This is a genomic window from Streptomyces sp. NBC_01498, assembly GCF_036327775.1.
Classification (GTDB): Bacteria; Actinomycetota; Actinomycetes; order Streptomycetales; family Streptomycetaceae; genus Streptomyces.
The window spans coordinates 4,023,271-4,036,269 of record NZ_CP109598.1 but is presented as its reverse complement, the minus strand read 5'-3'; the positions used below and the strand labels follow the sequence as shown (position 1 = coordinate 4,036,269).

The 12,999-nt window shown below is 71.4% G+C and carries 11 protein-coding genes and 2 pseudogenes; 5 read left to right on the top strand and 8 right to left on the bottom strand.

Translation table 11 applies throughout. The features are described from left to right. Positions 1-153: 153 nt before the first annotated feature. Together OG875_RS31005 and cdgB are read right to left on the bottom strand one after the other, a co-directional pair. Positions 154-675: pseudogene (locus tag OG875_RS31005) on the bottom strand (GGDEF domain-containing protein); the annotation flags it as partial. A 147-nt stretch (positions 676-822) separates the two neighbouring features. Continuing rightward, positions 823-2,049, bottom strand: a pseudogene (gene cdgB / locus OG875_RS31000) (diguanylate cyclase CdgB); the annotation flags it as partial. Positions 2,050-2,653: 604 nt separating this feature from the next. Between cdgB and OG875_RS17250 the strand changes: the two are divergent. Further along, positions 2,654-3,223, top strand: a complete 570-nt coding sequence (locus OG875_RS17250; protein WP_330175118.1) for a flavin reductase family protein — start codon at positions 2,654-2,656, stop codon at positions 3,221-3,223. Between the two features lie 264 nt (positions 3,224-3,487). Here OG875_RS17250 and arfB read toward each other — a convergent pair whose 3' ends face one another. Continuing rightward, positions 3,488-3,919, bottom strand: a complete 432-nt coding sequence (arfB, locus tag OG875_RS17245; RefSeq protein WP_330175117.1) for an alternative ribosome rescue aminoacyl-tRNA hydrolase ArfB — start codon at positions 3,917-3,919, stop codon at positions 3,488-3,490. 234 nt (positions 3,920-4,153) lie between these two features. On the opposite strand from arfB, the gene OG875_RS17240 reads away from it, so the two are divergent. Beyond that, positions 4,154-4,729, top strand: coding sequence for a TerD family protein (locus OG875_RS17240; protein ID WP_330175116.1), 576 nt, complete (start codon positions 4,154-4,156; stop codon positions 4,727-4,729). Between the two features lie 464 nt (positions 4,730-5,193). Further along, positions 5,194-5,691 (top strand): hypothetical protein, encoded by a 498-nt coding sequence (locus tag OG875_RS17235; protein ID WP_330175115.1) that lies wholly within the window; start codon positions 5,194-5,196, stop codon positions 5,689-5,691. A 391-nt stretch (positions 5,692-6,082) separates the two neighbouring features. Here the strand turns inward: OG875_RS17235 and OG875_RS17230 are convergent, their stop codons facing one another. Next, on the bottom strand, positions 6,083-6,829 hold the full coding sequence (locus OG875_RS17230) for a pentapeptide repeat-containing protein (RefSeq protein WP_330175114.1): 747 nt from the start codon (positions 6,827-6,829) through the stop codon (positions 6,083-6,085). Positions 6,830-6,983: 154 nt separating this feature from the next. Here OG875_RS17230 and OG875_RS17225 point away from each other — a divergent pair, with 154 nt between their 5' ends. Next, positions 6,984-8,213 (top strand): NAD(P)-binding protein, encoded by a 1,230-nt coding sequence (locus tag OG875_RS17225; RefSeq protein WP_330177775.1) that lies wholly within the window; start codon positions 6,984-6,986, stop codon positions 8,211-8,213. 296 nt (positions 8,214-8,509) lie between these two features. Here the strand turns inward: OG875_RS17225 and OG875_RS17220 are convergent, their stop codons facing one another. Together OG875_RS17220 and OG875_RS17215 are read right to left on the bottom strand one after the other, a co-directional pair. Further along, a complete protein-coding gene (locus OG875_RS17220; protein WP_330175113.1) occupies positions 8,510-9,103 on the bottom strand; it encodes a hypothetical protein in 594 nt (197 codons plus the stop codon). A gap of 160 nt (positions 9,104-9,263) precedes the next feature. Further along, positions 9,264-9,746, bottom strand: a complete 483-nt coding sequence (locus OG875_RS17215) for a GNAT family N-acetyltransferase (protein WP_330175112.1) — start codon at positions 9,744-9,746, stop codon at positions 9,264-9,266. Between the two features lie 157 nt (positions 9,747-9,903). Between OG875_RS17215 and OG875_RS17210 the strand changes: the two genes are divergently transcribed. Next, positions 9,904-11,298, top strand: a complete 1,395-nt coding sequence (locus OG875_RS17210) for an NAD(P)/FAD-dependent oxidoreductase (protein WP_330175111.1) — start codon at positions 9,904-9,906, stop codon at positions 11,296-11,298. 347 nt (positions 11,299-11,645) lie between these two features. On the opposite strand, the gene OG875_RS17205 is transcribed toward OG875_RS17210, so the two are convergent. Further along, on the bottom strand, positions 11,646-12,080 hold the full coding sequence (locus tag OG875_RS17205) for a hypothetical protein (RefSeq protein ID WP_330175110.1): 435 nt from the start codon (positions 12,078-12,080) through the stop codon (positions 11,646-11,648). Positions 12,081-12,489: 409 nt separating this feature from the next. After that, a complete protein-coding gene (locus OG875_RS17200) occupies positions 12,490-12,969 on the bottom strand; it encodes a TlpA family protein disulfide reductase (RefSeq protein ID WP_330175109.1) in 480 nt (159 codons plus the stop codon). Positions 12,970-12,999: the final 30 nt, after the last annotated feature.

Genomic DNA, 12,999 nt, shown 5'->3' with positions numbered 1-12,999 from the left:
CCGTACAGAGACCTGCGTCACGGCCGCCCCGGCGGCCCCGTACAGGGAGGAGGACCAGGGACTTCGAGGGCCTCGCCGGCTCGGAGACCGCGGCGGTCCCGGGCGTCCTGAGAGGTCTCGGGGGTCCCGTGGATCCCGGAGACCGGGCGGGCGCTAACCCGCCCGCCGCTGCACCGTCTTCCGTGAACGCTTCTCGATGTACATGCGCTGGTCGGCGGACTTGAGCACTTCCTCCACCGTCATCCCGCAACTCGCCCAGCCGATGCCGAAGCTGGCGCCCACCCGGACCGCCCTGCCGTCCACCCTGATGGGCGGGATGATCGCGTTCCGCAGCCGCACGGCCAGGTCGGCGGCGTCCGCCGCGCCGAGCCCGTCGGCCAGGACGACGAACTCGTCACCGCCGAGGCGCGCGACGGTGTCGCCGTCCCGTACCCCGGTGTTGAGCCTGCGGGCGACCTCGATGAGGACGGCGTCGCCGGTGTTGTGGCCGAAACGGTCATTGATCGACTTGAAACCGTCGAGGTCGCAGAAGAGGACGGCGAGACCCTTCGTCCCGTCGTCGGGGTCGGAGCCCGGCGCGACGGTGTGCACATGGTGGTCGAGGGGCGCGACGGCTGCGGACTGCTCGTAGGCGTCGCCGGGATAGGCGCGTCCGCCGGCGGATCCTCCGTAGGAGTCGAAGGGCGACTCGTACGGTTCGTACGCCTCGTAGGAGTCGTGGGGCGGGTACGTCCCGTGGCCCCCGCCGCCGGTCACGGGCACGGGCGCGTACGCGGCGCCGCTGCTCCCGTGGAAGCCGGGGCCCTGGCCGTACGGCACGACACCGCCCTCGTCGTGGGCGCCGTGGCCCGCATGGGCTCCGTGGGTTCCGTCCGCGCCGCTGTAGCCCCCGCCGTATCCGCCCGCGTACTCGCCGAACGCCCGGTCCACGGTCTGCGCGTCCGACTCGCGCCCCGTGGGCGCGCCCGGCCGCTCGCAGAGCCGGGCACTGAGGCGGGTGCGCAGCTCGGCGCTGTTGGGAAGGCCGGTCAGGGAGTCGTGCGAGGCGCGGTGGGCGAGCTGGAGTTCGTTGCGCTTGCGCTCCTCTATGTCCTCGACATGGGTAAGGAGGAAGCGGGGCCCGTCGGTGGTGTCGGCGACGACGGAGTTGCGCAGCGACACCCATACATACGTGTTGTCGCGGCGGGCCAGTCGCAGTTCGGCGCGACCGCCCTCGGCCGAGGTGCGCAGCAGGGTGCCGACGTCCTCGGGGTGCACGAGGTCGGAGAAGGAGTAACGGCGGATCGCGGAGGCGGACCGGCCGAGGAGCCGGCACAGCGCGTCGTTCGTCCGCAGCAGCCTGCCGTGCTGGTCGCCGCCCATCTCGGCGATGGCCATGCCGCTGGGCGCGTACTCGAACGCCTGCCGAAAGGATTCCTCGCTGGCACGCAGCGCCTGCTGCTCGCGCTCCAGGCGGACCAGCGCGCGCTGCATGTTTGCTCGGAGGCGGGCGTTGCTTATCGCAATGGCGGCCTGGGATGCGTACATCTGGAGCGCCTCGCGGCCCCAGGGGCCCGGACGGCGCCCGCCGCGCGGCCGGTCGACGGATATGACCCCGAGGAGCTCCCGGCCGCCTCCAGGGGCGTACATGGGCGCGTAGAGGCGGTCCTGGGGGTGCCACTCGTCCTCGAAGCGCGGATCGGGTCCCTCGGTGTACCACTGCGGGACGTCGTCCTCCAGCAGGATCCAGCCCTCGGTGTGCGGGATGTACCTCAGCTCGCCCCAGCTCTCGCCCATGCTGAGCCGGCGTTCCCAGGAGGCGCGCGCGCCGACGCGGCCGGTGATGAAGGCTTCCGCGGAGGCGTCTCCGGAGAAGGCGGCGACCACGAGGTCACCGTCGCCCTGGACGAGATTCACACACGCCAGCTCGTAGCCGAGGCCCTTGACTATGCCGTCGGCAACTGTCTGGAGCGTGTCGGCCAGGCTGCGCGCGGTGTTGAGCTCGCCGACAACGTCATGCAGTTGTCGCAGGGTCGCAAGGCGGACGTACGGCTCCGACTCGGTCTCCATCGTTCGCTCTCCCCGAGACCTCGACAGCAACTCCAGAATTCTTATCGGCTCGCTCGATGCGGTATCACGGCCACTGAATCACAGGGAGCTGTGCAGTCGGTACACAGGGTCAACAATTCTTGCGGCCTGTGAGCCAAGTCACATATGGGGAGGGAGAGTTGGGTGGGGGCATGGGAGCGCTCCAGAGCTTTCATGAACGCAAATATCGAGGTCGGAGAGGTGGGGCGGGGGGCGCGCGGCCGGGCGTATTCACCGGGCGCCCGGGGGCGTGCGAGGACGTGCGGCGGGGTGGAAACGAGGTGCGGGGAGGGCCGGCGCGGGCTCGCCGCGAGGCCGACGCGGGGCCGACGCGGGGCCGACGCGGGGCCGACGCGGGGCCGACGCGGGGCCGACGCGGGGCGGGAAAACGGGTCGATTCCGGGGGGAGCACGGGTCGATTCGGGTGGAGGTGCGAGGTCGATCCGGGTGGCGTGCGGGGTCGACGCGGAGCCGACGAGGGGTGGTCGGGAGACGGCCGCGGAGTCGAACAGGCGCCCGGTCCTAGGTCCTGGCTCGTTCCGTGGCCCGATGCGGAAGCCCGACCGCCGGGGCTAGCGTGGACGACGTGCCGCAGAAGACGACCGCCCCGCATACCGACGTCCTCCTCCCCCATCCTGAGGGGGTGAGCAACGACGAGTTCCGTGCCGCGCTCTCCCGGCTGGCCGCCGGGGTGGTGCTGGTCACCGCGCACGACCCGGACGACGGGCCGAGAGGCGCGGACGCGGGTATGACGGCCACGTCCTTCATGTCCGTCTCCCTGGACCCGCCCCTGGTGGTGGTGAGCCTGCGCACCGGCTCCCGGATGGACGACCTCCTGGAGGAGCAGCCGATGTGGGCGGCGTCGATGCTCTCCGAGCACCAGGTACGGATCGCCGGCCGCTTCTCGATGAAGGGCCGGATCAGCGACAGACTCCTCTTCGAGGACCTGCCCCACCGGCGCGGCGAGGTGAGCGGGGCGCCGCTGATCGAGGGCGCGCTGACGGTGCTGGAGTGCCGTACGGAGCAGCGGATCGTGACGGGCGACCACACGCTGGTGGTGGGCCGGGTACTGACGGCGGCGGTGCCCGGCGGGTCGGGGGACGCGGGGCCGCTGGCGTACTTCCGCGGGAAGTACCGGCAGTTGGGACACGGCTGAGGGGCGGGGTGGCGGGGGCGGGGCCTTCGCCCACGGCCTGGCGCGGCCCCGTCGGCGGGCCCGGCGGTCCGGTCCGGTGGTCCGGGCGTGGACCCCGGTTGTCCGAGCCTCGGAGTCCGGCCGGCGAGCGCGACAGTCCGATCGGCACTCCTGTGTCCCGACCAGCCGAAACGGGTGTCCGATCGGCGGCCCGGCCGGTCGGGAGTCGTCCGACCGGGAGCCCGACCCGGTCGGGAGTCGTCCGTCCGCGAGTCAGCCGCGAGGCTACGTCCAGTCGCGGCCGTTGCGCCCGCGCTTGGTCTCCGCGCGCTGCTTCTTCTGGCGCAGCCTGCGCTCGTTGATGCCACGCGGGATCTTCGTGGCCCGGCGCGGCCGGGGCGGCGGGGCCGTCGCCTCGGCGAGGAGCGAGGCCATCCGGACCAGGGCCGTCTCGCGGTTGCGCCACTGGGAGCGGTGCTCGGAGGCCCGTACGCTCACCACGCCGCCCACGAGCCGCCCGGCCAGCCGCTCCAGCGCGCGTTCTTTCCAGACCGGCGGCAGCGCCTCCGTGGCGGCGAGGTCGAACCGTAGCTCCACCTGCGAGTCACTGGTGTTGACGTGCTGCCCGCCGGGCCCCGACGAACGCGAGAAACGCCACATGAGCTCGGCCTCCGGCAGGGAGACGGAGCCACGGATGACATGCGGCGACCCGGACATGTGTTCATCGTCCCGTGTCCGCCCGGACAAATCAAAGGCGTTACGGGCCGGCGTCGGCCGACCCGCCGGGGTCGGCCGACCGCGGACCTTCCGAAGACGGCCGACAATCCCGCCACAAGAAACGGCGTCCGAGGAACCTCTGGGTCCTCCGCCCGCGTTATGGCGGGTAACGGTAGCTTCGGGAGCAGATCGAAGCCCGCACCCGTGCTCGCAGAGAATGAAAGGGACCATCCCATGGCTGTAAGCCTGTCCAAGGGCGGCAACGTCTCGCTCACCAAGGAGGCACCGGGCCTGACAGCCGTCACGGTCGGCCTCGGCTGGGACGTCCGCTCCACCACCGGTACGGACTTCGACCTCGACGCCTCGGCGATCGCGGTCAACACCACCGGAAAGGTCGTCTCCGACAGTCACTTCGTCTTCTTCAACAACAAGCAGACGCCGGACCAGACCATCGTCCACACCGGCGACAACCGCACCGGCGAGGGCGCGGGCGACGACGAGGCCATCAACGTCAACCTGGCGGGTCTGCCCGCCGACGTCGACAAGATCGTCTTCCCCGTCTCCATCTACGACGCGGTGACCCGCAGCCAGAACTTCGGCCAGGTCCGCAACGCGTACATCCGCATCGTGAACCAGGCCGGCGGCGCCGAACTCGCCCGCTACGACCTGAGCGAGGACGCCGCCACCGAGACCGCGATGGTCTTCGGTGAGCTGTACCGCAACGGCGCCGAGTGGAAGTTCCGCGCCGTCGGCCAGGGTTACGCCTCCGGCCTCGCGGGCATCGCCACCGACTTCGGTGTCAACCTCTGAGTCGGGTGATCCCGAGTCACTGACAGCCCATCGAGGGGCCTCCGGCCACGTCCGGGGGCCCTTCGGCGCGTGGTGTGGCCGTTCGAGCGCCACGTGTGCGCCGTTGCGCCACGTGGTGTGGCCTTCGAGCGCCACGTGATGTGCCCTTCCGCGACGTGGTGTGCCCTCCGTTCGCCACGTGTGCGCCCTTCCGCGACGTGGTGTGCCCTCCGTTCGCCACGTGGTGTGCCCTCCGGCGGTACGGGCGCAGCAGGCCCCTCACGCCCGTCACACGTACGGCCACGTGTCCGGGCACACGGGCACCGCGCGCGCTCACGCGCTCCGGCACAGGCACGGATACGCGCACGCGCCCGAGGTGAGCGCGGGCGGGGCCCGGCCCGTTTCCCGGGGTGGGCGCAGGCAGCGCGCAGCCCGTTTCCCGGGGTGGGAAAGCGTCCGTGCGGGGCCGTGACACCATCGGGCGCGTGCTCGACATCGGCTACTCCCTCTCCCGTCGCTTCCCCGATCCGCCGCAGACCGACTACCGCCGCGTGGACGTGGCGGCTCTGCGCCACGATCTGTTCTGCGGCGACGTGTACCTCGCCGACACCAAGGCCGACCGCGAGGTGTCCACCGGCTGGGGCTGGGTACCGGTGCTGGACTTCGCCTGGGCGCTGTGCGACATCGTGGAGCAGCTCGACCGCGACCCGCGCGGCAGCCGGTCGGCCCAACGGCAGTACGCGGAGCTGGACTTCACCGAGTCGACGGACCGGCTCCTCTTCGAGCGGCGGTTCGGCTGGGTGGACGTGACCGCCGACTGGATGCCCGTCGACGAGGCCCCGCTCACCTTCGGGCACCGGCTGCTGCGCCGCGAGTCCCGCGACTTCCTGCACGACCTGCTGGCCGACCTCGGGGACATGCACGAGGGCCTGATGGACAATCCGGTGGTCTGGGATCTCCAGGCCCGGTTCCCCCGGATCTGACCGCCCGTCCGCACCCGCTCTCCGATCTGCTACGACCTGATACGACCTGCCGGGAACTGAGCCGACATCACCTCATGTGGGAGCAGATGGCCACCCCCCTCATGATCCCGCCGGAAGTTTTTGGATTGACAGGTGTACATGCGTGGACCCCGGGCAGACGCACTTCTGCCGGGACGCCACCAAGAACCAAATACGAGGTTCGCCCCCCACATGGCTGAGCCCCCGGCAGCACATTGAAGACCCCGACCCTCCCCCCCACGGTCGGGGTCTTCCGCTGTCCCGCTCCGGCCTCCCCGCCGCTGTCCCCGGGCCCCCGCCGCGTTTCCGCCGCCCCGAACGCCGCGACCGGCACACCGCCCCGGACGCGCGCCCGACGCCGGACGCCGGGGCTTCAGCCGCCCGGCGCGTCCTCCACCCGTACACCTATCTGGGCCGCGAACGCGGGCGCCAGATCGAGCAGTTGCGCCGTACTGATCACCGCGCCCGCCAGCCGGTCGAAGCCGCGCGCGATACCCAGCTCGGCCACCGTCCGCAGGTCGACGTCCTTCATCCGTACGCCGCTGAAGTCCGCCTCCCTCAGAACACAGTCACGGAACTCGACGCGCTCCAGTGCCGCTCCCCCGAAGTCCGGCTCCGCCAGGACGCAGCCCTCGAACACCACGTCCTTCAGCTTCGCCTCCCGCAGATTCAGATAGTCGATCTTCCCGCCCCGGATCAGCACCCGCTCGAACACGGCGCCGTGCAGCTGCACGCCCCCCAGCCGCGCGTCGACCACCTCCACGTCGCGCAGCGAGGCGCCCGCGAGGTTCGTGCCGACCCCCCGGATGCCCGTGAGGACGCTGTCGATGAAGCGGGCCCGGCCCAGCTCCGTACGGTCGAGCCCGCAGTCGCGCAACGCGCAGTCGATGAACCGGGAGCCCGCGCCCACCTGGTCCGCGAGATCCAGGCCGCCGAGCTCCTGCCCGTCGTACTCCCCGTCGGGCTCCAGCCCGCCCTCGTACGGCGCCAGAGGGGGCAGCCGGACCTCCGGCCGCCGGGGCGCCGCGATCCTGGCGGCCGTCCCCCTCCTGCCCGCTGATCCCGTTGCTCCCGCTGAATCCGCGGATCCCGCCGTTCGCGCTGTCGTTCTCCGTGCCATGCCCCCATCGTGACGTATGCCACTGACAACGCCCCGGCTGTCCCGGCTCCGCGCTGTCACACACCGTCCCCGGGCTTCGTCATTCCCCCGGACACCCGCGCGCCCGAAGACCGTGGACGCGCGCATCGTGAACGAGCGAGGGGACACCGCGCACATGGACCACATCACCGTCGTAGGAGGCGGCTTCGCCGGGCTCACCGCGGCGATCTCGGCGGCCGAATCGAGCGGGTCGGGCAGGTCGGGCAGATCCGGCGGGCCGGGTGCGTCCGTTGTCCGGGTGACCGTCCTCGAAGCCCACCGCACCCCCGGCGGACGGGGCCGCGCCTCCGAGGGTCCGTACCGCGCCCACGAAGGCCCGCACGTCTTCTACCGGCACGGTCCGCACTGGGCCTGGCTCCGGCGGCGCGGCCTCCTCGGGCCGATCGCGCGCCTGCCGGTCCGCGAGGGGGCACGTCTGCGTTTCCACCGGGGCGGTGCCCTGCGCCGGACGCCGCCCCCGGGGCTGGTCAGGGCGAGCCGCGGCCGGGCCGAAGAGGCGCCCGTCGACATCGACTTCCACACCTGGGCCGCCGAACGGCACGGTCCCGAAGCTGCCGTGACCGCGGCCCGTTACGCCGCCGTCGCCCTCTTCCACCACGACCCCGGCTCCCTCTCCGCCGCCTTCGTCCAGGAACGGCTCCGGCGGGCCGCCGCCCTTCCGCCGGAGGCGCGGAACCCGGTCGGCGGCTGGAGCCGGGTCGTCGACCGGATGCGCGCGCGGGCCCGGGACCTGGGCGTACGCGTGGAGACGGGCTGCCGGGTCCACGCCCTGCCCGAGCACGGGCCGGTGATCGTCGCGACCTCGCTCGGCGCGGCCCGGCGGCTGCTCGGCGACGAGGGCCTGCGGTGGGAGAGCGGGCGCACGGCGCTGCTGGACCTCGCGCTGACCACGCGCGGGGGCGACCCGTTCGCCGTCTCCGATCTCGACGCGCCGGGCTGGCTGGAGCGGTTCACCGCGGCGGACCCGTCGCTCGCGCCGGCGGGCGAGCAGCTGCTCCAGGGCCAGTTCCCGGTCGGCCCCGGCGAGTCCGGCGCGGTCGGCGTCGCCCGCGCGGAAGGGCTGCTCGACCTGGGCTTCCCCGGCTGGCGCGAACGGGCCCGGTGGCGGCGCCAGTCACTCGCCGACGGCCGTACGGGAGCGGTCGACCCACCGGGCACCACCTGGCGCGACCGGCCGCGTATCGACCGGGGCGACGGCGTCTTCCTCGTCGGGGACCAGGTCGCGGCGCCGGGGGTGCTGTCAGAGGTGTCGTTCAACAGCGCCGTCGAGGCGGCGACGCTCGCGCTGCGCCGGATCGACGCGGTACGGCTCCGTGCCGCCCGGCGGCCGTACGGCACGGCCTGACCCCGCCACCCCACCCCACGCCCAACACCCTCTCGGCCCCGGATTCCCTTGGTCTCACGTCCGCTTGAGGTCGGAGGCTGGCTCCCGTCACCGAACACCCCGAGGAGGCGGGGGCCTGGACCCGCTCCGCCCGAACCGGTCGCTCCCCCGATCGGCCCGGCTCCGCCCCCCGGCCCGGCTCCCACCACGACGCCGGCGTCCCGGCTCCACCCACCCCGACCGCTCAGCCCTCACCGCTCAGCCCTCGGCCCTCACCCCTCGCCTCACCTCGCCCTCGTTCTCGTCCTCGAACCCGGTCACTCCCCCGACGAGCCGACGGCATCCGTCTCGTCCAACCGAGCGTCCGACTGCGCGTCCAACCGCTCGGCTAGCCGGTCGAGACCGCCCCTGACCAGCTGCCCGTACCCGTCGTCGCCCAGCGTCCCCACCGCGTCCCGCCCGCGCGCCAGCTGCTCCCGGGCCAGGGCGGGCTCGCCCAGCCGCCGGTACACGTCCCCCAGGTTCAGATGCAGCGACGGGTAGAACGCGGCGACCGGGCTCGTCACCCCCGCGCTCTCCGCGCGCTCGTCCGAGACCCGGCCGGCGGCCTCCAACGCACGCAGGTCCCAGACCAGTTCCTCTTCCGGGTCGTCCTGGACATCGGCCATGTAGTGGGCCAGCGCGCATATGTGGAACGGGTCCCCGTCCGCGCCCGTCCGGTCCCAGATCCCGGCGAACACCCGCCGGGCCGCGTCCCGTTCACCACGCTGTCCCAACTCCATGCCCCGCCCGATCTCGGCCATCACCGGATCGGGCTGCGGGACGGTCCCGTCCCGAGCCTCCTCGCCCGCAACCGCCCCGGCCTGAATCGCCCCGCCCTGAACCGCGTCGTCCCGAATCGCCTCGGACACGTGTGTCCCCCCAAATATCGACGGCATCCGCACTCGTCACCGACCGTAGCGGCACCCACTGACAATCCCGCCGACCATCCGCCGCCGCCCCCGATCACCCCCACGATCACGCTCCCGACCGCGCCCCGCTCACACCGGCGCACACCTGCCCGCGCCCCGCTCACGCCCCGCTCGCGCCGCCCAGCGCCGCCAGCTCCCCGTCCGTCAGCCGGAACACCGTCCACCCGTCCTGCGGCCGGGCCCCCAGCGCCCGGTAGAACGCGATCGACGGCTCGTTCCAGTCCAGCACCGACCACTCCAGCCGCTCGTACCCCCGCTCCACGCAGATCCGCGCCAACTCCCCCAGCAGCGCCTTCCCGTGCCCGGCGCCCCGCGACTCCGGCCTGACGTACAGGTCCTCCAGGTGGATGCCGTGCACCCCGCGCCACGTCGAGAAGTTCAGGAACCACAGGGCGAACCCCACCGCCGTGCCCTCGTCCGTCTCCGCGAGGTGCGCGTACGCGGCCGGCCGCTCCCCGAACAGCGCCTCGCGCAACTGCGCCTCGGTCGCCCGTGCCTCGTCGGGGGCCTTCTCGTATGCCGCGAGTTCACGGATCATCGCGTGGATCACCGGAACGTCCGCGGCCGTCGCCGTACGAATCATGACCGCAGCCTGCACCTTCGGCGGCCACCGCGCCAGCGGCGCCCGGCCCACGGCGGCCGGGCCCCGCCGCAACGCCCCGCCCCGCCCCGTGACACCTGGAGACGGAGACACCTGGCGGCCTGGACACAGGGACGACACGCGGTGTACGAACGGCCTCATGAGCAGCACCACCAACGGCGGCATCTCCTTCTGGTACGCCCAGGACGGCATACCCGCCCCCCGCGAACCACTCTCCGGCGACACGACCGCCGACGTCTGCGTCGTGGGCGGCGGCTACACCGGCCTGTGGACGGCGTACTACCTGAAGAAGGCGGTGCCCTTCCTCAACATCACCGTCCTGGAGAGCAGGTTCTGCGGCTACGGCGCCTCCGGGCGGAACGGCGGCTGGCTCTACAACGGCATCGCGGGCCGCGACCGCCACGCCCGCAACCACGGCCACGACGCCGCCGTACGCCTCCAGAAGGCCATGAACGACACCGTCAGCGAGGTCATGCGCGTGGCCGCCGAGGAGTCGATCGACGCCGACATCCACCGGGGCGGCGTCCTCGAAGTCGCCTACACCCCGGCGCAGTTGGCCCGGCTCAAGGCGTTCCACACCGCCGAGGTCGCCTTCGGCGAGACCGACCGGACACTCCACGGGGCACGCGAGACGGCGCGGCGCGTACGGGTCGCCGGAGCGGTCGGCTCCGCCTGGACCCCGCACGGGGCCCGGCTGCACCCGGTGAAGCTCCTCAAGGGCCTCGCGGCGGCCGTCGAGGCGCTCGGCGTCACCATCCACGAGTCGACGCCCGTCACCGAGATCAAGCCCAAACACGCGATCACCCCGTACGGCACGGTCCGCGCGCCCTACGTCCTGCGCTGCACCGAGGGATTCACCGCCACGCTGAAGGGCCTGCGGCGCACCTGGCTGCCCATGAACTCCTCGATGATCGCCACCGAACCACTGCCCGCGAAGGTCTGGGACACCATCGGCTGGGAGGGCCGCGAAACGCTCGGCGACATGGCGCACGCGTACATGTACGCCCAGCGCACCGCCGACGACCGCATCGCCCTCGGGGGCAGGGGCGTCCCGTACCGCTACGGCTCCCGCACCGACAACGACGGCCGCACCCAGCCCGCCACCATCGACGCCCTGCGCGACATCCTGGTCCGCCTCTTCCCCACAACGGCGGGCGCCCGTATCGAACACGCCTGGTCGGGCGTCCTCGGCGTCCCACGCGACTGGTGCGCCACGGTCACCCTCGACCGCGCCACCGGCCTCGGCTGGGCGGGCGGCTACGTGGGCTCGGGCGTCGCCACGTCGAACCTCGCGGCCCGCACCCTCCGCGACCTGATCCAGCACGACTCGGGCCAGTCCGGCCCCACGGACCTCACGACGCTGCCCTGGGTCAACCACCAGGTCCGTACCTGGGAACCGGAGCCGCTGCGCTGGCTGGGAGTCCGCACCCTCTACGCGGCCTACCGCCGGGCGGACCGCCAGGAGTCCACGTCCCACACCCCCACCACCACCCGCCTGGCCCGCACGGCCGACCGCATCGCGGGCCGCCACTGACGACGACCCGCGCTCACCGCTCACGCGCTCACGCGCTCGCCGGGCGCCGGGCGCCGGGCGCCGGGCGCCGGGCCTACGGTGATTGCCCGGCCGGGAGCGGCAGTCCCGGCCGGGCCGGTTTCTCCTCCGAACCGAGCCCCGACGGGCGGGCACGCCGGTTGATCCTTCTGATCGCGGCTTGCCTACCAGGAGATTTCATTTCGTGCCGCCCGTTCAACGCGCGCGAATCGGGTCGCGACGTTGCCGTCAGTCACCTCGGGGTTCGATTCGTCAGCGTCGGCTTGTTTCTTTGGAACGTGCGAGAGATCAGGCTCACCCGTTCACCAGAAAGGGCCGCTCGCTGGTTCTCAGGTGGCGATGTTGTAGTTTCCGGAGCAGGTGAGACCGTCGCTGTTGTTGCCGATGCAGGCGAAGAGAAGCTCGCCCTGGTTCTCGGGCAGGTCTCTGTGCGCGGTGTCCGTGTAAGGGGAGCTGTGCCCCGCCGTGTTCGCTATGAGGTACGGGTTCACCGTGTTGATGTACCCGGAAACGCCGTGACCGTCCGCCTTGGAGTCGGTGGCTGTCAGCGTGTCCCCGTTGGCGGTCCACTTGATGGTGCCGGCGGTGGTGCCACCCGTCTTGATCACGATGGTGCGAGAGCCGTCGCTCTGCAAGGCACCGGCCTCGAACGTGGCGGCGGGACCGGCGGACGCAGGACCGGCGCCGATCGTCAGGGCGGACCCCGTCATGAGAACAGCGGCGGTGAAGACGACTGCCACGCGCTTGCGAAAGGAAGTACTCATTCTTCTTCTCTCCCATAAGTCGTTGTCGATGATCAAGCAAAGCGATCGTACTCGGACCGACTTACAGGAGGCGATGGAATTAAAACAGCCAACAATAGTCTCGATTTAGATGTTTGCATGCCATTGTGAGGGAGCTCTCAATAAGTTCCTCCGGCTTCGGACGGCCGCCTCCAATCGGCTAGGAGACGGCACCCTCACCACCTGTCGACGCGGCAGCCGGCATCGGCAGCGCGCACGAACAGGATGTCGCCAGCGGGTCGGCCCGGTCGGTGACGCCCACACCCCCACGGAAACGGTTTCCGGTCTCCGATCACATTTCGGCCGGCCACCCGGCAAGCAAAAAGCAACGTCCGGCGGACGACACGAACGGCGAGGCGGAGGGAAGAAATCCAATCAAGGGGCAGCCGGTTCAGCCTTCCTTGACCACAGGGTCAATCATCTTGCGCAGCCGGCTGTCGTCGACTCCGCCGAATTGCCTGGCCGATATCTTTCCGTTTCGATCCACGACAACCGTCGCCGGGAGGCCCTGAAGATTTACCGTACCCTTGGGGAATCCGGAAAGGATGATCCTTCCCTCCGGATCGTAGAGACTGGGATATGAAATATCAAAGTCTTCTTCGAATGCGATGGGCAGAGACCTGTCATTGTCGCGGGTGTTGATGCCGATGAACTGAACGCCCTTCGGCTTCATTTCCTTGGCGACTTTGTTGAGATACGGCGCTTCGGCACGACAAGGCGGGCACCAAGAACCCCAGACATTGATCACGACGACCTTGCCCTTGAAGTCGACAATGTCAAGGGGATTTCCTTGAAGGGTCTCGCCCTTGATCAGGCCGACGGGCTTTCGTTCGCCCTTGGCAACCCTTGAAACGCCGTCCGTGCTCACCACGTAGTTCGTCCCACCTCCGCCCCCGGATTC

Coding starts and splice junctions, on each gene's coding strand:
- OG875_RS17205 (WP_330175110.1), bottom strand. CDS start 12,080: ATGAGTACTTCCTTTCGCAAGCGCGTGGCAGTCGTCTTCACCGCCGCT.
- OG875_RS17215 (WP_330175112.1), bottom strand. CDS start 9,746: ATGATTCGTACGGCGACGGCCGCGGACGTTCCGGTGATCCACGCGATG.
- OG875_RS17240 (WP_330175116.1), top strand. CDS start 4,154: ATGGCTGTAAGCCTGTCCAAGGGCGGCAACGTCTCGCTCACCAAGGAG.
- OG875_RS17210 (WP_330175111.1), top strand. CDS start 9,904: ATGAGCAGCACCACCAACGGCGGCATCTCCTTCTGGTACGCCCAGGAC.
- OG875_RS17225 (WP_330177775.1), top strand. CDS start 6,984: ATGGACCACATCACCGTCGTAGGAGGCGGCTTCGCCGGGCTCACCGCG.
- OG875_RS17230 (WP_330175114.1), bottom strand. CDS start 6,829: ATGGCACGGAGAACGACAGCGCGAACGGCGGGATCCGCGGATTCAGCG.
- arfB (WP_330175117.1), bottom strand. CDS start 3,919: ATGTCCGGGTCGCCGCATGTCATCCGTGGCTCCGTCTCCCTGCCGGAG.